The organism is Nonomuraea sp. NPDC049129 (genome assembly GCF_040648495.1).
Classification (GTDB): Bacteria; Actinomycetota; Actinomycetes; order Streptosporangiales; family Streptosporangiaceae; genus Nonomuraea.
The window spans coordinates 36,687-56,319 of the sequence record NZ_JBEZDU010000017.1; the positions used below are offsets into that span (position 1 = coordinate 36,687).

The following is a 19,633-nucleotide window of genomic DNA, read 5'->3' on the forward strand; positions in this document are numbered from 1 at the left end:
GGCCTCGTGCGGGCCCTCTCTCTCCGCGTTGTCAGGCGGGCGTGCAGGTGACCGTGGCGGGCGGGTCGTTGCTGCTCGTCCAGTTGCCCGTGAAGCCGAACGTGGTGCTCGCGCCCGGATCCAGCGCGCCGTTGTAGCTGACGTTGGTGACCTTGACGGCGGCGCCGGTCTGGGTGTGGGCGCCGTTCCAGAGCTGGGTGATGGTCTGGCCGTTGGGGAAGGTCCAGCCGACCGTCCACCCGGTGATGGCGACGGTGCCGGAGTTCTTCACCGTCACCCCGGCCTGGAAGCCGCCCTGCCACTGGCCGGTGGACGCGTAGGTCGCCGCGCACGCCTTGCCCGGCACCGGCGTGGGCGTCGGGGTGGGCGTGGGTGTGGGGGTCGGGGTCGGGGTGGGCGTCGGAGTCGGAGTCGGAGTCGGCGTGGGCGTCGGGTTGGGGCCGGTACGGTCGCCGTAGATGATGCCGCGGCCGTTGGTGCCGAGGTAGACGCGGCCGTACACGCGGGGGTCACCGGTGAGCGCCTCGCCCATGTTGGCGTACTGGTGCCGGTCGTCGTTGATCCGCACCCACGAGGCGCCCGCGTCGTCGGAGCGGAACAACCCGTGCACGCCGTCGATCTGGCCGACCAGGTAGATCGCCATGTACGAGCCGCCGGGGGCCGCCTTGCCGAAGCCGACGTTCTCGGCCGCGGTGACGTTGCCGAGCTTGGTGAAGGTGGCGCCGGAGTCGGTCGAGCGCCACAGGCCGTAGGTGCCAGCGGGGTCGTACTTGCCGGTCGACGGGGCGCCGCCGACGAGCCAGATGTGGCCCTCCTTGCCGGGTACGACCTTGAACCTGACGGTGGCGGTGCCGGTGGGCAGCCCGGTGGCGGCGGACTGGGTGAAGGTGGCGCCCGCGTTGGTGCTGACGTAGAACTTGCCGCCGGAGTAGCCGTAGAACTTGTTCGGATTGACCCGGTCGGAGCGTACCTGCGCCTGGGCCGGGATGCCCGAGGCGGCGGTCCACGAGCTGCCCGAGTCGGTCGAGCGGCTCACCGCCCCGCCGGTCGGCGACCACACCGTGGTGCCGGCGTTGGCCGAGATCGCGACGCTGCCGCCCTGGGTGACCCCGCCCGGCTCGCTGCTGGCCTGCCACCAGTTGGCGCCGCCGTTGGAGGAGAACCCGATGCGGGTCACCCCGGCCGTGTCGTTGTCGCCGGCGCGGACCATGTTCGACGGGCTGAGCTCGGCGTAGTCCATGCTCCTGGTGGTGACGAGGTTGGGCTGGGTGTACATCATCGGCGGCACGGCGTCGAGGTTGCTGTGCACGAAGCCGCCGATGTCGCCGACCGCCGAGAGCAGGGGCGCCCCGGTCGGCGGGCTGATCAGGTCGAGGACCGCGGTCTCCTCCAGCCCCTCGATGAACGGCTTGATGGTGATCTTGCCGCCGGCGGCGTCCCACTGCTTGAGGTTGGAGGTGCCGTAGATGGTGGCGCCGGTGCCGTACAGCAGCCGGTTGGAGTCGAACGGGTCGATCTCCATCGCCTCGGTCATCCAGCCGAGCTTGGGCGTGATCTCAGGGGGCTGCGGGTTGCCCATGGCCAGCCACGGATGGGAGGAGACGTCCTGGGTGTAGCGGAAGGTCCGGTCGGGGTAGCCGTTCCAGTCCCAGATCCGCGTCCAGGTGGCGCCGCTGTCGGTGCTGCGGAACATGATGTTGTCCGGCCACCACGACACCTGGCTGGCGACCATGATCGTGCTCGGGTTCTGGCGGTCGATGGTCATGCCGCTGAAGCCGTAGTAGCGGTCGGCGTCGGGCGTCGGGGTGATCTCGGTCCAGGTGCCGGTGGCGGTGGCGTAGCGCCACACCTCGCCGTCCTCGCCCACGTACGGCCCGCCGGTGTTGCCGGTGGCCAGGTAGAGGTAGCCGTTGACGGGGTCGAGCACGCCCTTGTGCGGGATGTAGCCGGTCGGCTGGCCGGCCACCCGGCTCCAGGTGGCGCCGCCGTCGGTGGAGCGGTAGACGTTGTTGTCCTTGTCCGCCACCCCGGCGTAGATCGTCTTGGTGGCGGTGCCGGCCGAGCCGGTGCGCGGGTCGAAGGTGATCCAGGGGATGCCCTGGGTCATCGTGTTGTAGTTGTTCTGGGTGTCGTTGGGGTCCTGGGCGAAGTTGCCGACGTTCGGGAAGCTCGTGACCTTGGCCCAGGTGACGCCGTAGTCGGTGCTCTTCCACAGGCCGTTCTTGTTGGCGGTGCCGTAGAAGAGGATGTTGTTCTTGTTCGGGTCGATGACCAGGCGCTCGCCCATGCCGCGGCCCGGCATGTTGCCGAAGCCCTTGAACGGCAGCTCGGTGGCGGCCCAGGTATTGCCCCGGTCGGTGGAGCGCAGGATGGCGCCGTTGTTGGCGTCCCAGTCGTTGGTGTACATGCCGGTGGCGACGTAGACCCGGTTCGGGTCGACGGGGTCGGTGGCGACGCTGACGCCGCCGACCCAGCTCCACTTGTCCCAGCCGATGCCGTCGAGCAGCGGCGTCCACTTGGTCTTGTCCCAGCGGTAGACGCCGCCGATGTCGGTCCGGGCGTAGATGAGGTCCTTCTCCTTCTGGTTGAAGACGATGCCGGGGACGAAGCCGCCGCCGCCGATCTTCACTCCCTTGAAGGCGTACGGATCCGCGGCGACGGCGCCGACCGGCGCCATCCGCACCACCACCATCGCCACGACGACGACGGCCACCGCGAGCAGGCTGAACAACCTTCTTCGCATGAGCGGTTTCCCTCTCCGGGGCCAAGCGCCCCACAGCAGCAGATGACCGCCATGCACGACCGGGTACAGGACCCTGCCGTCGCCGCTCCAGCGCACATGGTCGCGAGGTCCCCGAACCCTCACTCAGAGGCTCACACAGCCTCCGGGTGAGGTCAATAGTTTGGTTATTAACCAAACTTACTTGGTGAGGGTCAGGTCCTTGATCCGCAGGTCGCCCTTGAAGACCAGGTAGAGGTCCCGGACCCCGCCGGCGGCGGACAGCGTCGCCGACGCGGGGGCGTACTGGTAGATCCCGCCGGTGGTCGGGACCGCGACGGTGGCCAGCAGCGCGCCCGACGGGGAGCCCGTGCGGACCTCGAAGGAGCCGCCCGCCACCGAGGACACGCCCGCGGTGATGCCGGTGAGCCCGCCGCGCAGATCCGCGTCGGCGAACTTCAGCCAGTCGCCCGTGGCCGCCCCGACCGCCTCACCGCTCGCCTTCGAGGTGTCGACCAGGTCCACGCCGGAGTAGTCGTCGAAGTCGATCGCCCGGGTGCTCCTGGTCAGGTCGCGGGGCGGGATCCGCTCGCCGCTCACCTGGAGGGTCGCGCGCTGCCTGATGGCCGAGGAGGAGCCGCCGACCAGGACGTCGTGGGTGGCCGTCTCCACGGTCCACTTGCCGCGGGTGACGTCCCACAGGGCCAGGTCGGCCTTCTTGACGGTCAGCTTCACCGTACGGCTCTCGCCGGGGCGCAGCGTGAGGCGGGTGAAGCCGCGCAGCTGCTTGACCGGCTGGGTGACGCGCGAGCTCCGCTGGTGGGTGTAGAGCTGGACGACCTCGTCACCGGCCCGCGACCCGGTGTTGGTGACCTTGACGGTGACGTCGTAGGAGTCGCCGCGCGGGGTCACCTTCAGGCCCTGGTAGCCGAAGGCGGTGTAGCTGAGGCCGTGGCCGAAGGCGTAGCGCGGGTCGCCCCGGTGATAGAGGTAGGTCATCCCGGTCTTGGTGAGGTCGTAGTCCAGGATGTCCGGCAGGTCGTCGGAGCGGTACCAGGTCTGGGTCAGCCGGCCCGCCGGGTTGCGGTCGCCGAAGAGCACGTCGGCCACGGCGTGCCCGGTCTCGGCGCCCGCGTGGGTGGTCCAGAGCAGGGCCGGGGTGTCCACGTTCATGGTGGTCGGGTAGCTGTCCTCCAGGACGACCACGGTGTTGGGGTTGGCCGCCCGCACGGCCTTGATCAGCTCCTGCTGGCCCTGGCCGAGCGCGAGACTGGAGCGGTCGTGGTTCTCGCGGCCGTAGACGAACGGGTTGCTGCCGACCACGACCACCGCCGCGTCGGCGCCCTTGGCCGCCGCCGCCGCGGTCTTGGCGCCGCTCTGGACGACCTCCCTGGCGAAGTGCGCCGCGGCGGCCTTCGTCCCGGTGCCGAGTGTGCCGTCCGCGCCGACGGTCACGTAGTGCTCGGGGAAGGGCCACCAGCCCTCGTTGACCTCGTAGCCGACGTACTGGATCAGGTACGTGCCGTCCGCCTGAGCCTCCAGCCGGAACTGCTGCTGGACGAACCAGCCGCCCGGGACGTCGGAGTTGGTGACGTACGGCCCGAAGTTGCCGGTGAGCAGCTTGCCGTTGCCCACGTTGCGCAGGGTCGAGACGTCGCCGGTCCAGTCGGTCTGGTCCCAGGTCGAGGCGCCGCCGGGCGCGGTGTCCGAGACGACGACGCTCTGGCCCGTGGTGCCGGTCGCGGTGACGTACTTGCCGCTGGCCAGGTCCTTGAGCGCGATCCGGTCGAGCGCGTCGGCGCCGGTCACGGCCGCCCGCGCGCCGAGCCGCTCCTTGATGCCGGCCAGCGGGGTCACCTTGTACGGCATCGTGCCGCCGTACCAGTCGCTGAAGAGGGTGTCCTGCAGCGGCCCGAGCACCGCGACCTTCTTCAGCCCTGGCGAGAGCGGCAGCGTCTTGCCGGAGTTCTCCAGCAGGACCATGGCCTCGCCCGCGGTCTGCCGGTTGAGCCGCTGGTTCGCCGCCGAGTTGATCACGTCCTTGGTGATCTTCGCGTACGGTCCGCCGTCGGGGTCGAGCTGGCCGAGCCGGATCCTGATCGACAGCACGTGCCGCACGGCCCGGTCGATGTCGGCCTCGGTGATCAGCCCTTGGGAGAGGGCGGACTTGATGTTCGCGGTCATGAGGGAGGGATCGTCGTTGTTGACCGTGAAGCTGTCCAGGCCCGCCTTGAGCGTCGCGGCGACGGCCTCGGGCTTGGTGTCGTAGTAGTGCTCGTACTCCTGCAGCGCGTCCGGCGCCCAGGCGTCGCTCACGTTGTAGAGGTCCTTGGTCGTCCACGAGCGGACGACCGTGTCGAGGTCGGGGTTGACGGTGTTCGGCCGTCCATTGACCAGGTTGTAGGAGGCCATCACGCCGGTGGCGGCGTCGTTGGAGATGGCCGGCTTGAACGCGGCCTCGTCGTACTCGTGCTTGATCCTCGGCCGCAGGTTGGAGGAGGTCAGGCCGCGCAGGTACTCGTTGTTGTTGGCCAGGTAGTGCTTGAGCACCGGCGCGGTCTTGAGGTAGACGGGGTCGTCGCCGGACAGGCCCTTGCCGTAGGCGGTGGAGATGGCGCCGGTCAGCAGCGGGTCCTCCGAGTAGCCCTCCTCGTTGCGGCCCCAGCGCGGGTCGCGCAGCAGGTTGACCACCGGCGCCCACACCTGGGTGCCCCACAGGACCGGGTCGATGGCGTTGTAGCCGCGCACCTCGTCGCCGACGGCCGAGCCGACCCGCTTGATCAGCTCCGGGTCCCAGGTGCTGGCCAGGCCGACGGCCTGCGGGAAGACGGTGCCGCTGGCCAGCTTCTGGTTCCAGGCGTCGTTGTGGTCGTTGGACCAGGCGACGCCGTGCAGCGCCTCGGTCCCGGCCTTGAAGTACGGCAGGCCGAGTCTGGGGATCGCCGGCTGCGACTGGTGCAGCAGCGAGATCTTCTCGTCGAGGGTGAGCCGGCCCAGGAGGTCGCCGACGCGCTGGTCGAGCGGCACGGCCGGGTCCTGGTACGGCAGGGTCGCCGCGGCATGGACGGGCACGGCGTTGACGGGCGCCACGCCCATGGTGACCGCCAATAAGGCGGCCGCTAGGAATCGCTTCATCGAAGCTCCTACTTGATGGCGCCGACCGTGATGCCCCTGGTCAGCGTCCGCTGGAAGATGAGGAAGAACGCGACGGCCGGGACGATGCCGAGCAGCGCCGAGGCACTGGACATGGTGGCGTCCATGTACTTCTCGCCCTGCAGCACGCCGAGCGCGACCGGCACCGTCTGGGTGTCGTTGGAGACCAGGAAGATGAGCGGAAGGAAGAACTCGTTCCAGGTCCAGATGAAGAAGAAGATCACCAGGACCGACAGCGTGGGCCTGCTGATCGGGACGACGATCCGCCACAGCGCCAGGAAGCGCCCCGCGCCGTCCATCCGCGCCGCCTCGAGGATCTCCTTCGGGAACTGGCCGAGCACGGCGCTGAGCAGGTAGGTGCCGAAGGCGGCCTGGATGACGGTGAACACGATGATCACCGACAGCTTGGAGTCGTACAGGCCGGCCGCCTTGGCCAGGTAGTAGAGCGGGTAGGCCAGCGCCTCCTGCGGCAGCGTGTTGGCCACCAGGAACAGCACGAGGATCCACAGCCGGCCGCGTACCCGGCCGATGCCGAGGGCGTAGGCGTTGAGCACCGACAGCAGCACGGCGAGCACGGCGACGGAGCCGCTGATCACCAGGCTGTTGAGGAGCTTCTCGCCGAAGTCGACCCGGGTCCAGAACGCGATGATCCCGTCCAGGTTCAGGCCCTGCGGCGGGCTCAGCGGGCTGCCCGCCGAATACTCGGCGGGCGTCTTGAAGGCGTTGAAGGTGACGATGACGAACGGGAACAGCATGACGGCGGCGAGCACCGTCAGCGCGGCCAGGATCGGGTAGCGTCTCACGGCTTCCGCTCCTGGAGGAACAGGAAGGCCGAGGTCACCACGACGATGATCAGCGCCAGCACGGTGGCGATGGCCGAGCCGTAGCCGATGTTGGCCTTCTGGAAGAAGTTGAGGTAGGAGAAGTACGAGGGCACCATCGTGGCGTTGCCCGGCCCTCCCCTGGTGAGCACGAAGATCGGCCCGAACACCTTGAGCGCGGCGATCGTGCACGTCAGCAGCACGACGAAGATCTCGGGACGGATCTGCGGGATCGTGATGTGCCAGAACCTGCGCCACCACGAGGCCCCGTCGATCTCCGCCGCCTCGTGCAGGGCCGGGTCGGCCCGCTGCAGCCCGGCCATGAAGATGACGACCGGGTAGCCGAGCTGGAACCACACCATCACCGCCATCACGGTGGCCAGCGCGTAGTCGGGATCGCCGAGCCAGTTGACCTTCAGCCCGAAGATCTGGTTGACCGCGCCGTAGGTCGGGTGCAGCATCCAGCCCCACACCACCCCGGCCACCGCGACGGGCAGCACCTGCGGCAGGTAGTAGGCCGCCCGCAGGGCCGAGGCCGTGCGGGGGCCGAACCTCTTGCCGATGTAGTCGAACAGCGCGGCGGCCAGCACCAGCCCGATCACCGTCGGGATGATCGCCATCGCGACGATCAACCCGACGTTGTTGCGGAAGGACGTCCAGAAGCGCTCGTCCGCGAACAGCCGGACGTAGTTCTGCGTACCGATCCAGGTGGGTGTGCCCACCCCCGACCAGCGGGTGAAGCTCGTCGCGACATTCATCACGAACGGCACGACGATGACCGCGGTGAACAGCACCGCGCTGGGGATCAGGTACGGCCAGTACCCGCGTTCTCCTCTAGTTGCCAAGGTCGGCGAGGTTCTCGTTGTACGGCTGGGCGATCTCGTCGAGCACCTTCGCCGGGGGCTTGCTGCCGTTGATGAGGTTCTGGACGCCGGCCACGAGGACGTCGTAGTAGCCGGGAGCCGGCCAGTCGGGGTAGAAGGCCAGCTGGTCCTGCGAGGTGAGCTTGTTGAAGTTGTCGATGAGCTCCTTGCTCTTGGGGTCGGTGATGGCGGCCGGGTCGGCCGCGACGGGGACGCCGCCGGAGTTGCCGAGCAGGTTCTGGATCTCCTTGCTCATCGTGATGTCGATGAAGTCGTAGGCCAGGTCCTTGTTCTTGGACTTCTCGGGGACGACCCAGATGTTGCCGCTGGAGCCGGGGGCGAGCTGGTTGCCGGGCCACAGGAACGAGCCCCACTCGAACTTCTTGATCTCCGTCTGGAACCGGCCGTACCACCAGCTGCCGGACACCATGATCGGGAACTTGCCGCCGATGAACGCGGTGGCCATGTCCTCGGCCTTGATCCCGGCCGAGTCCTTGGCGATGTAGCCCTTCTTCACCCAGTCGGCCATCGTGTCGGCGGCGTAGGTGAGCTCGGGGCCGTGGAAGTCGACCTTGCCCTTGTAGAGCTCGTAGGAGTCGACCCACGCCCGGTTGGCCTTGCTCAGCGCGAGCAGGTAGAAGATCTGCTGGGCGGGGTATTCGGCCCCGGCGGTGGAGATGGGCGTGACGCCGGCCTTGGCGAACTTGTCCAGCGCCGCGGTGAACTCCTCGAACGTGGTCGGCACCGTGACGCCGTTCTTCTCGAACAGCTTCTTGTTGTAGTAGACCATCACGTACTCGCCGTAGTTCGGCACGCCGAACCACTTGCCCGAGCCCATGATGCCCCGGTCGTCATACTTGGCGGTGGTCTGCAGGCTGGCCGACAGCAGTTTGTCCCAGCCGCGCTTGGTCGCCTGCTCCGACAGGTCCGTCAGCAGGCCCTGCTTCGACAGCAGCCCGGCGGTGGCGTTGCCCTTGTTGTACTCCATGACGTCGGGCGCCTCGTCGGAGTTGAGCACCATGCTGGCCGTCTTCTGGATCTGCTCGAAGCCCTTCTCCTCGAACTTCACCGTCACGCCCGGGTGGGTCGACTCGAACTTCTTGATCGCCGCCGCCCAGGCCTTGCCCATCGCGCCTTCGGCGCTCTCGTAGTGCCACAGTTTGAGCACGCGCGGCTGGCCGCTCGCGGCGGGCTGCTGCCCGTCCGAGCCGGAGCCGCAGGCGGTCAGGGTCAATGCCGCGACGGCGAGCGCCGCCGCGGCACTTCTCAGCTTGATCATGGTGTCTCCTGGGAGGTGATGACCGCCCGGACCGGGGCGCCCGCCACCGGGGCGAACTCGACCCCGGCGACCCGCTTCGGACCGGTGACGGTGACGTGCAGGGTGTCGCCGTCGCGGGTGGCCTCAACGACGGTCTCGCCGTCGAGATCGTGGACCGTGCTACGGCTGTCGCCGCCCCCGAAGGCGACAAGGGTGATCTCCGAGGGGACGTCCACGGTGTCCCCGGGCGTGGTGACCGGGATGAGCGCGCCGTACCGGACGAACAGCGGGATCTGCTCCAGCGGCGCCGAGACGGCGCGGTAGCGCCCGCCCTCCAGCAACTCCCCCGTCCAGTAGTCGACCCACCGGCCCTCGGGCAGGTACACCTGCCGGGTGCCATCGGGCGTGATCATGGGCGCGACCAGCAGGTCGCGGCCGAGCAGATACTCCAGGTCGGCCCGCCAGGCGACGGGGTCGCCCGGATGGTCGACGCACAGCGCCCGCATCATCGGCGCGCCGGTCCGCGCGGCGTCCACGGCCGCCGAGTAGAGGTAGGGCATGAGCCGGTACCTCAGCCGCAGCGCGGCCACCGCCTCGGCCTCCACCTCGGGGAACTCCCACGGCTCGCGGCTGGTGGTGCCGTGCAGCCGCAGCAGCGGGGACAGCGCGCCGAACTGGGTCCAGCGGACGTAGAGGTCGTCGGCCGGGCGGCCGGTGAAGCCGCCCGCGTCGTGGCTCCAGAACGGCACGCCCGACAGGCCGTGGGCCAGGCCGCCGCGCAGCGTGCTGCCCATCGCCGGGTAGCTGGTGAAGGTGTCGCCGCTCCACTGGGCCGAGTGCCGCTGGCCGCCCAGGAACGACGAGCGGGCCCAGACCAGGCCGTGCCCGTTGACCTCGCGGGTCACCTCGGCGACGGCGTCGTTGAACAGCAGCGTGTAGACGTTGTGCAGGTCGGTGCCGGTCATGCCGTTGAAGGCCGTCGCGTCGTGCGGCACGCCTTCGGCGAAGTCGGTCTTGAACGCCTGCGCGCCCTGCTGGAGCAGGGGGCGGAGCAGGTTTTTGAACCATGAGACGGCGGCCGGGTTGGTGAAGTCGACGATGCCGCAGGCCGGGTAGGACCCGTGCCAGCAGTCGGCGACGTACGCCTCCCCATCCTGATTTTTCAGGAAATATCCGGCTTCGGCGGCTTGGGGGAAAGCTGGGCTCAGGTGGGAGATGTAGGGGTTCATCCAGAGGCAGACCTTGAAGCCCATCTCGTCGAGCTCGGCGAGCATCCCGGCCGGGTCGGGGAAGCGGGCCTCGTCCCAGCGCAGGTCCGACCAGTGGCCGTCGGTCTGCCAGTAGGTGTCCAGGTGCAGGACGTCGCACGGGATGCCGCGCTCGCGGATCGTCCGGGCCCGCGTCATGACCCGCTCCTGGCTGTCCACGAAGAAGCCCGAGGAGATCCAGGTGCCGAACGCCCACTTCGGCGGCAGCGCCGGACGGCAGGTCAGCCGGTCGTAGCGGTCGAGGATCTCCGGTGGCGTCGGCCCGGCGACCACGTAGTAGTCGATCAGGTCGTCGGGGACGACGATCTGCACGACGCTGTGCGTGGACTGGCAGACGTCGAACTCCGTCGGCGCCCCGCTGTCGACGACGATGCCGTATCCCCTGCTCGACTGGTAGAACGGCACGTTCTTGTACGCGCGCTGCGACTCGGCGCCGAAGGCGTCGAAGTTCCACATGACGGGCCGCTGGCCGCGCTTGTCGAGCGGGGTGAACGACTCCCCGAACCCGGCGAACGCCTCGTCGGCCGGCGCGGCGAAGCTCTCGTGGTAGGCCACCGTGACGCCGTCGGCGTGGGAGCGCCCGAACGGCAGCGTACGCAGCCGCCCGCTGATGTCGGTGTGCCCCCGGTCCTGCTCCACCAGCGTGACGCCCGCCGCGTCGGTGAACCGCAGCCGCCACGGGTCCAGGGTGATCTCCGCGCGCAACGAGCCCGCGTCGATGGTCAGCCCGCCGGGCCGGGTCTCCACCCGGGCTCCCGCGTACGTGCCCGGCGTCACCAAGGAGGTCGCCCGGGCCGAGCGGGCGCGGGCGTCCACGTCCTGGCCGAGCCGGACCCGGATCACCCCTTCGCCCGCCACCCGCACCTGTACGACCAGGCTCTCCTCCGCCGAGGTGATGCCCTTCAGCGTCACTCCGGAGTCGTCCACGGCCACCGGCTCGGCGGCGGTCAACGCGGACAGGCCCTGTTCACCCCGCGGGCGGACCGGCAGCTCCGGCGGGTCGGCGACAAAGTACTCGTGCGCGACCAGGGGCGGGCGGTAGGGCATGAAGGCTCCTTCGGCTGACCGGCACGGGCTCGCGCGTTAGTTTTCCGTTCCAACGAACAAACGTCAACGGTCGCCGATTAGTTTAGATGCCAGCCAAACAAAAGAAGAGAGGACCCTGCGCGGAGCGGCAGGTGTTCTTGGCAGTGGCTCGCGACAAGCTCTTGGCAAGCCAACAGCGGCGACGCCGAAACGCGTCAGGCCGCTCTGGGATGGCCGACCGAGCAGACACCGGCCTGCAGCAACCGGGCCTCGATCTTCTCCTGCACCGAGACCGGACGATCGACCCGATGGCCCACCCGGCGCTTGGCCGCGCGGGGATCTCCGCCCGGACGCGAGCCGCCCGACGCCTGCATGGGCTCGATCTCCAGCGCCTTATCCCCGCGCTCGAACTGGCAGCGGTCTCCTCGGCCCATCGAGTCACCGCTGCCCGGAGCAGCGAGCTACAACGTGCTGATGATCTGGCGGAGAGTCGTCCGGGACTCGGCCGCGGACTGCGCGTGGACACCGAGCTGGTTCAGCAGATGCCGGTACGGGCGAACGTCGGATTCCTTGCTCAGATATTGCGCGCTAGCGAGTTGCTCAAGATAGACAACATCATCCAGTTCTGCCTGGGCGAACCGAAGGAGGGTGATGGGGCCGACACCTCCAACGCGGCTGCCAGAGCTGAAGGGAAGAACCTGAAGGGTGACGTGACGCAACACGGCCATCTCCAGGAGATGTTCGAGCTGGGAGCGCATCGTCGTGCTGCCGCCGACCTGACGGCGCAGCGCCGCCTCGTCCATCACCACCCAAAGCTTGCGCGACGTGGGTGACATCAGGATCTGCTGCCGGCGCATCCGTACCGCGACCCGGCGCTCGATCTGCTCGGCAGAGGCGTTCTCGTAGCCGTCTGCGATGACCGCGCGGGCGTAATCCTCGGTCTGCAGCAGGCCGGGGACGAACTGGACCCCGTAGGTGCGGATGATGGCCGCGTCCTGCTCCAGCCCAAGGTAAGCGTCGAACCAGTCGGGGAGTACATCTCGGTAGTCCTGCCACCAGCCGGGCGCGTTGGCCTGCTTGGCCATGATGAGTACGGTCTGGCGTTCGGCCTCGTCCACGCCGTACAGGGTGAGCAGGTCAGCCACATCACGCAACTTGAAACTGGTCCGCCCGCACTCCAAGCGGCTGATCTTGGAATGTGAACTCCGGATGACATATCCGGCGGCTTCGCGAGTGATCTCCCGTGACTCGCGCAACTGTCGCAGGTACGCGCCGACTAACATCCGTAACGCTGTCGGCCCAGACTGACGCAAATCCCCGTCGGAGATTCGCGGCAAGTCGCCTGTACCGCGAACAGTCGGCATGCATGCTCCCAAATCGGTGAATTTCCCCGGCCTGACCGTCGATCATCCTGCCACGGCAGCTGGCTCAAACACCATATTCCACTTGATCTCCCGCCGCCTCTTCCCTTCGAGCGCCGCGCCTGGCACTGGGCTATGGAAACTTCCCATGTGCGAGCGAGTCAACTCGTCTCGAAAGCTTCTGACCAGCGGAAATTCCCGGTATCGGGAATTCCCGCCGCATATGACGGCACGACTTCTGACCGTTCTGCCCCCAGGCTCCAGTTCACCAAGAAAATCACGCATGGTGACTAAGCCGATACGGCAATACTTTCGACGCGATACCCTTCACGCGCTACACCAAAGAACCTGACCTCAGTGATACTGATTTACCCTGTCCGCGGCGCATCCTCGCTGGACTCCCAAGATCGATGCAGATCTCCAGGGCGGCATCTGCGGTTTCAGGGCTTTCGGCCGACTCCGCAGTAGCCAGCCAGTTCGGCGGGTTCACCCCAGGGGGTGGCCTCGACCCGCCACCGTGACATCGAGACCAGGCCGGGTTCTACCATTTGCAGGCCGTCGAAGAAGCGGCTGATGTCGGCGCGGGTACGGGGGGTCATCGAGTCGGCCTTCTTGTTCCATTCCTGCTGGGCCTCGGCCTGGGCGGTCGTCTCGCCGTCGAAATCGAGGGTGGCGTGGGTGATCGCCAGGTAGCTGCCCGGGGGCACGGCGTCCAGCAGCCGCATCACGCTCTGGTGCACCTGGGCGAAGTCCGGGACGAGATGCAAGATGCCCAGCAGCATGATCGCGACTGGCTCGTCGAAGTTCAGCGTCTGCGCGGCCCGTTCCAAGATTTTGTCCGGGTCGCGCAGGTCGGCGTCGATGTAGTCGCAGACCCCCTCTTCGGAGCTTTTCAGCAACGCCTCGGCGTGCAGCAGGACCAGCGGATCGTTGTCGACGTAGACGATGCGGCACTCTGGGGCGACCCGCTGGGCGACCTCGTGGGTGTTGTCCATCGTTGGCAGGCCGGTTCCGATGTCCAGGAACTGGCGGACGCCTTCGCCGGTGAGGAACCGTACGGCCCGGCCGAGGAAGGCTCGGTCAGTGCGGGCGATGTCGACGATCCCGGGGAAGGTCTTCTTGTACTGGTCGGCGGCCTCGCGGTCGACGGGGTAGAAATCTTTGCCCCCGAGGAGATAGTTCCACACCCGCGCCGAATGCGGTCTCGTAGTGTCGATCTTGGCTAAGAGCTCCTGGCCCGAGGTGTCGGTCATGGAAATCTCCTGCGTCGTCTTGTCCGTATTTGTCAGGCCTTAACGTAGTCGCCCAAGGCGCTCCTGAACGTGACTGTGGCAGCGTGTCCCGCGCTTTTGACCATGGCGCTCCACGACCTGCGCGTCTCGGAGCCAGAGGAATACGACCCCGCGTTTTATGTCGTGGTGGACCCGGCCATCAGGACCGACATTCTCCTGGCGCTCAACAGGTCACGCTCCGTACGCGCGGGTCAGAGTCTCCGGATGCAGGTGATCGCCGGGCAGGGGTCGGGGCCGGAGGCGAGCCCGTACAAAGTGACGTCGAGCTCGTCACCGAGTAATCGGCGGGCCGCCGACACTCGAACTCGATGCTGACGTGCCCGACCACCTTCCCCCACGCCTTCTTGGCCTTGCAGGACACCTTCTTCAGTCCCCCGACGATGGAGTTCTCCGTGCCGAAGACCGTCTTGCGGCGCTTCGTCTTGGGAGCGGTCAGGCAGCTCGCGAGCGCGTACTGGGGACCGACCTCCTTGGCGTCCTCACCCGGCCCGACGCATAAGTAGGAGCCCTGCCACTTGTAGGCGTAGGACCAGATCTTGCGCGTACACGCCTTCTTCGTCCTGGTGAACTTCCTGATCCTGCCGGGGCCGTGGCCGTCGTAACAGGCCCGCTCCTCGACGGATACGACGGGCTCGTCCTCGATGAGCGTGCAGTCGCCGACGCGTAGGATCCCGCCACCCTTGCCGACGTCCCCCGGGTGCGGGGCGCGGCGGTTGCGCAGGCAGACCGTACGCGGCGGCTCCAGACCGGTCGGGGTGTCCAGCATCCCGTCGGTGTCCTTCGGGCACTCCACCGGCCCGTTGCCCTGGTAGACGAGCTTGGTGATCTGGGCCCCGGCCGTCGCGAGTGCGCAATCGGCCAGCGCGGGAACCTGGCTGTCCGGCTTGGGCATCTGGACATCAAGGCAGAGCCCGGCCGCCCAGGCAGTCGACTGGGTGGGAGAAGGGGGCGGATTCGGCGGGAGCGAGGTCGCGCAGCTCGCGGCGGAGGGCTGGGGCGTGTCCTTCGGCGGGGTGTCTGCGTCGCAAGACGAGACGGTCACCATGACCGCCACCAGGGCCGCCACCGTCCATAACTTGCTGCTCACGTCCTGCCACCCCCGCGAGATAGCCCCGTCGGAGAGACGGCCGCGCGGTCACCTGGTGGCGAGAGCTACCACCCCACCGACACGGCACGACGCTGATGGTCGCGACGACGCTGCGCCGCCTTCACGGCCTCCCGCCACCGACCGAGTTCGACATCGGCCGATTGGATCCGTTCGTACGACTCGCAGAGCGGATCGATCGTGCGGCCACCCTTGACGAGTCGGACCTGGCCTGGATGCGCGCCCGCCTGGCCGATTTGAGGGCGCGCTACGCAGCGCTACCCGAGGGCCTGCCGGAGACCGTCGTGCATGGGGACGCATGGATCGGCAACGTGGTGAGCACGGACGACGGCGGCGTTGTGCTGCTCGACCTGGAACGCTGCTCGGTCGGCCCGCCCGAATGGGACCTGACCTCCACGGCTGTCAAGGCTTTCACCTTGGCCGGCATCACCGCCGAGGACTATGGCACCTTCGTCCGGGTATACGAGCACGACGTCACCTCGTGGGCCGGGTTCGAGACGCTGCGGGACGTCCGCGAGTTCCGTATGACCTGTATGGCGGCCCAGGTCGCCGCCGAGAATCCCGCTCGGCACGACGAAGTAATGCTGAGGTTGGCGTGTCTGCGTGGCGAGCATGGACCAAGGCTTTGGTCCTGGACAGCCGTACCGTAGCGTTGCATGGTTTCCACGATCGGCGCGGGCCCGAATGGCCAGGTATCTCTTTCACGCCTGTGATAGGACTTCGATCATCAGATCGTGCGCGAGGCAGCCATCAGCGCGGAGGCCCGCCACGTGCCTGATTGGATACGGGACACCGGGGCTTCTCCAGTTACGATGCTCGCCGCCCCGAAGGGCGACCGCCATCGGTACAACTCCACCGCGCGCCCCTTGAAGATGTTGTTGCGATGCTCGGCCGCCCCGCAAGGCGACCGCCACACCTGGAGACCAACACCCTGCCGGGCCTGTCGGCCACGGGGTTGCGATGCTCGGCCGCCCCGAAGGGCGACCGCTACGGCCTCTGATCGGGCAATACGCCTCTCAAGACCAGAAACCACTCTCGAACGATTCACCTATCAAGCAACATACAGGGCCATATCTCCCTCGGAACACCCGGCGCGTCGCATGAGCACTACAGGTTCCGAAGCACACAACCAGAAAAGCCCATCAGCAGTATCACCAACCCACATCCCCCTTGCACAGAGGACCTGGCCACAGTACGAGCCTGGAACGCATGATCACCACCACCCCAAGGACGGAAAGCGCTCCAGACCCAGCAACATCACCCGGCCATCGTCAGCGCCGACCCGCGTATCGCCGCAAAGCACGCTTCAAAAACAAGTCCGGCTACCGAGCCCTCCGAGCGGCGAGATTCTCACACAACCGCCCCGGCCGGACCCGGCCAGGACGGTGGGTGTGGCCGACCGGTCAGCCGATGGCGTAGGCGCGGGTGATCGTCTGGGTCAGTCCGATGCCCGCCGTGTCGGTCACCACCGCGCGGAGTGAGACGAAGCCGGCCGTACCCGGGTTCGGCACCATGGCGGACCAGCCCGAGCCGGTGCGGACGACCGGGATCTTGCGCCAGTTCGCGCCGTCGTCGACGGACATCTCCAGCCCGACCGACTTCGCCTTCACCGGCGCGGACCCGGCGTTGCGCTCGATCCGAATGGGCAGGCGGGTCACGCTGCCTGGCTTGGCGCGGTTCGATGCGTCCAGGCCCTCGGGGTTGTACCGGACCGCGGTCAGCGGCAGCGGCTGCTCCGTGGCCGTGGTCGCGGACGGGAACGTCCACACGGACTCCACGCCGGTGGACAGCGCCGAGTGCGGGACCTGCCTGCGCATCGACGCGGTCAGCGTGTAGGAGCCGCGCCCCGAGGGAAGGTCGGCGCGCAACTGGCACTTTTCCTGCTCGTAGACCCAGCAGCCGGCGAGGTCGGCCTTGGCCAGCACCTGCCCGTCCTTGGCGAGGGTGGCGACGCCGGTGGCGGCGGTGTCCGACCCCGTCCTGCCCGCGCCCCCGTCGGAGAACAGCCCCACTCCGGAGAAGGTCAGCTTGTCGCCGGTACGGCTGCCGCCCGGCAGCAGGAACGCCGGCCCGGTGACCGCGCTGTTCCAGACCTCGCTGGTCTGACCGCGCTTCATGAGCTTGCCGCCGTCGAACACCAGCGAGGTGCCGACCTCAAGCCCGCTCTCGTAGGTCAGCCCGGGTGTGCGGTAGTGGATGAGCGTGCCGGGCAAGGCGATATCGTCGACCAGCGGCCTCAGGGCCGAGCCGGGGAAATCAGCCATGCGCAGTCCGGACATCGGCATGCCCGTGGCCGCCACTCCCGCGGCCCGGTAGGTCGCGGTGACCTTCGCCAGATCCTTCTGCCGGAAGTTGTGGACAGGATCCTCGGGGAGGCCGTCGGTGCGGTGGTCGACGATCTGGTAGACGTACGGGCTGGGAGACGCGTCCTTGCTGAGCCACATGGTCTCCACACCGTAGGTCAGACCTGCCTGGCGGCTGGGAACGACGAAGAGGTTGTCGTTGACGTCGCCATTTGTCGACCACCAGGAGTTCCATGCGCCGTGGGTCACCCCGAGGGCGTAACCGCGCTGACGTTCGGCGCTCGGATCGTCAAGCGTGATCTTGGCCGCCTTGCCCTGGCGCGCGTCCACCGTCAGCTTCTGGTCGCCGCCGTCGATCTTCAGCGCGGGGTCGGCGATCGTCATGACCCACTTCCCGTCGATCTTCTCCGTGATCTCGGTGTAGACGCTCCAGTCGCCCTCGGACAGTCGTACCTTGGCCACACCGTCACGGAAGGCCGGCTGGTGGAGGGCTCCGGTCTTCGCGTCATAGATCTGGCTCTGCATGGGGTTGATGGGCTGGCCCTGCTTGCCGACGACGGTGAGCGTGACGTCGTAGGACTCGGGCTCGACGTAGGCGCCGGCCAGCGTGCGGATCACCGTCTCGCCCGACCTGGCGGTGACCGTTCCCGGGTAGTCGCCCGGCGCCTTGCCACCGGCGTCGATGGTGAGCGTGACCGAGGCCTCGCCCTTGGCCGGGACCGTGACCTGGTCGGCCGGCAGCTTCAGCACCTCGCCCTGAGCCGACAGGTCGAGGGCGACCGGAGCGTCACTCGCGTTGGCGTACGTGATCGTTTTGGTCGTCACTCGCTCGCCGGCGGCGTTCCAGGGGAAGGCCGCCCAGACGTTGCCCTGCGCGACCGTGACCTGCTGCTTCAGCGCGCGTTCCAGGTCGATCAGCCCGGCTCCCTGCTGATAGAGCGTCGCGCCTTGAGCGGGCGCGGCGCTGCCGATCAGCGCGGCCTTGAGCTGCGCGCCCGTCCACTCCGGGTGGCGCTGAGCCAGGATGGCCGCCGCTCCCGCCACGTGCGGGGTGGCCATCGAGGTGCCGCTGAGCGGCCGGTGGAGGCCGTCGGCGGTGCCCGCCGCGGCCGCGGCGACGATGTTCACGCCCGGCGCGGTCACGTCGGGTTTGATCGCGTGGTCGCTCACTCGCGGCCCCGGGCTGGAGAATTCGGCCAGGCGACTCTTTTTGTCCACCGCGCCCACGGTCAGCGCCGCTTCAGCGCTACCGGGGCTGATCACCCTGCCCCTGGCGCCGTCATTTCCCGCCGCCGCGACGAACAGCGTGCCGGTCCGCTCAGAAAGCGTGTTGACCGCCTGCTCCAGTGGGTCCAGATCGAGAGCGTCCACGTCGCCGAAGCTCATGTTGACGACTTTGGCCTTGATCTCGACGGCCGCCCACTCCATGCCAGCGAGGATGGCCGAATCGGTCGGGCCCGCGGGACCGCCCACCTTCCCGATGGCCAGCGTCGCCTCCGGCGCCACGCCCCGATACTTCTGATCCCTTCCCGCCACGATCGAGGCGACATGAGTGCCGTGGCCGAGGGAGTCGCGGATGTCGGGTTCGTCGCTGAAGTTGCGCTCCTGCTGTACCGCGTCCTTCAGGTCCGGATGGTCGGGGTCGTAGCCGGAGTCGAGGACCGCGACGGTGACGCCCTTGCCCGTCATGCCCTGCTGCCACGCCTGCGGGGCGCCGATCTGCTTGACGCTCTCGTCCAGCGAGAACGACCTGCGGCCGTCCAGCCACAGCTTGGTACGACCCGCCGTCAGGGCGCGGGCGCCACCGCCTGTCAGATCCTTCCAGGTCTGGGCGACGTTCGCCTTCGGCACGCGCGCCGCGCTCATCCCGAGGCTGGATAACTGCCGGACCCGCTGGGCGCCCTGCGGTGCGACGGCCTGCCCGGCGGTCCCTTGAGAGATCACGGGGATGTCGGGGGTGTCGGCGTCGCCGTACTTCCAGGCCAGGAGCTGGGTGACGTCGAACAGCCGCCGGTCCAGCACGCCCTGGGCGATCAGCGGCGTGGCGTCGGCGGGTATCACGTACAGGTGGCCTCCGAGCACCTGGCTCGTGAAGTCCGTCCGCCTGCCGGGACCGGGCTCCACACGGTGCCCCGGCCCGGTGACCACGACCCGGTCACCGGTGATCAGGGTCACCCCGTTCTCCTGCTGAGGCGGGGCCTGCCGGGCCCACGCCGGCGTGACGCCGATTGCTCCCGCCGCGAGAGCGGCGATGAGCGACTTGCCTAAATTCACGGTCTACCTCATAGACGTAGGTTGATGATCTTCTCCTCTACTATTCACCGAAAGGCGTATTCGTCTTCCCGATCACGAAATTCCGTGCCGTCTGGGGGGAAGCACAGCGAGACGCCCGGCAAGGGGCCTTCCCTGCCGAGCGTCTTTCTATGTCTGAGCGTTGAGCTCAGTGGCGATGGCGGCGGCGACG

At 68.2% G+C, this 19,633-nt stretch carries 11 protein-coding genes and 1 pseudogene; 1 reads left to right on the top strand and 11 read right to left on the bottom strand.

Going from position 1 to position 19,633, the window contains the following annotated elements; genetic code table 11:
- Positions 1-31: 31 nt before the first annotated feature.
- From AB0B64_RS40095 to AB0B64_RS40140, 10 genes are all read right to left on the bottom strand, one after another.
- Entirely contained in the window at positions 32-2,743 is a 2,712-nt protein-coding gene (locus AB0B64_RS40095) for a cellulose binding domain-containing protein (RefSeq protein ID WP_358184506.1), read from the bottom strand.
- Positions 2,744-2,920: 177 nt separating this feature from the next.
- A complete protein-coding gene (locus AB0B64_RS40100; protein ID WP_358184509.1) occupies positions 2,921-5,854 on the bottom strand; it encodes a glycoside hydrolase family 3 C-terminal domain-containing protein in 2,934 nt (977 codons plus the stop codon).
- An 8-nt stretch (positions 5,855-5,862) separates the two neighbouring features.
- Positions 5,863-6,675, bottom strand: a complete 813-nt coding sequence (locus AB0B64_RS40105) for a carbohydrate ABC transporter permease (RefSeq protein WP_357952766.1) — start codon at positions 6,673-6,675, stop codon at positions 5,863-5,865.
- Positions 6,672-7,538: a sugar ABC transporter permease gene (locus AB0B64_RS40110; RefSeq protein WP_357952765.1), complete on the bottom strand. Its 867-nt coding sequence runs from the start codon at positions 7,536-7,538 to the stop codon at positions 6,672-6,674. Before AB0B64_RS40110 ends, AB0B64_RS40105 begins: the two co-directional genes overlap by 4 nt.
- Positions 7,528-8,835, bottom strand: coding sequence for an extracellular solute-binding protein (locus AB0B64_RS40115; RefSeq protein WP_357952764.1), 1,308 nt, complete (start codon positions 8,833-8,835; stop codon positions 7,528-7,530). Before AB0B64_RS40115 ends, AB0B64_RS40110 begins: the two co-directional genes overlap by 11 nt.
- A complete protein-coding gene (locus AB0B64_RS40120) occupies positions 8,832-11,129 on the bottom strand; it encodes a TIM-barrel domain-containing protein (protein WP_358184512.1) in 2,298 nt (765 codons plus the stop codon). Before AB0B64_RS40120 ends, AB0B64_RS40115 begins: the two co-directional genes overlap by 4 nt.
- A gap of 194 nt (positions 11,130-11,323) precedes the next feature.
- Positions 11,324-11,542, bottom strand: a complete 219-nt coding sequence (locus tag AB0B64_RS40125) for a hypothetical protein (RefSeq protein WP_357952762.1) — start codon at positions 11,540-11,542, stop codon at positions 11,324-11,326.
- A 27-nt stretch (positions 11,543-11,569) separates the two neighbouring features.
- Complete coding sequence (locus tag AB0B64_RS40130; RefSeq protein WP_358184515.1) at positions 11,570-12,472, bottom strand: helix-turn-helix transcriptional regulator; 903 nt, start codon at positions 12,470-12,472, stop codon at positions 11,570-11,572.
- 437 nt (positions 12,473-12,909) lie between these two features.
- The gene (locus tag AB0B64_RS40135) at positions 12,910-13,722 is read right to left on the bottom strand and encodes an SAM-dependent methyltransferase (protein ID WP_357952760.1); all 813 of its coding nucleotides are present in this window, start codon (positions 13,720-13,722) and stop codon (positions 12,910-12,912) included.
- A 202-nt stretch (positions 13,723-13,924) separates the two neighbouring features.
- A complete protein-coding gene (locus tag AB0B64_RS40140) occupies positions 13,925-14,848 on the bottom strand; it encodes a hypothetical protein (protein WP_358184518.1) in 924 nt (307 codons plus the stop codon).
- A gap of 86 nt (positions 14,849-14,934) precedes the next feature.
- On the opposite strand from AB0B64_RS40140, the pseudogene AB0B64_RS40145 reads away from it, so the two are divergent.
- A pseudogene (locus AB0B64_RS40145) lies at positions 14,935-15,516 on the top strand (aminoglycoside phosphotransferase family protein); the annotation flags it as partial.
- Positions 15,517-16,269: 753 nt separating this feature from the next.
- Here AB0B64_RS40145 and AB0B64_RS40150 read toward each other — a convergent pair.
- Positions 16,270-19,443: a S8 family serine peptidase gene (locus tag AB0B64_RS40150; RefSeq protein WP_358184521.1), complete on the bottom strand. Its 3,174-nt coding sequence runs from the start codon at positions 19,441-19,443 to the stop codon at positions 16,270-16,272.
- Positions 19,444-19,633: the final 190 nt, after the last annotated feature.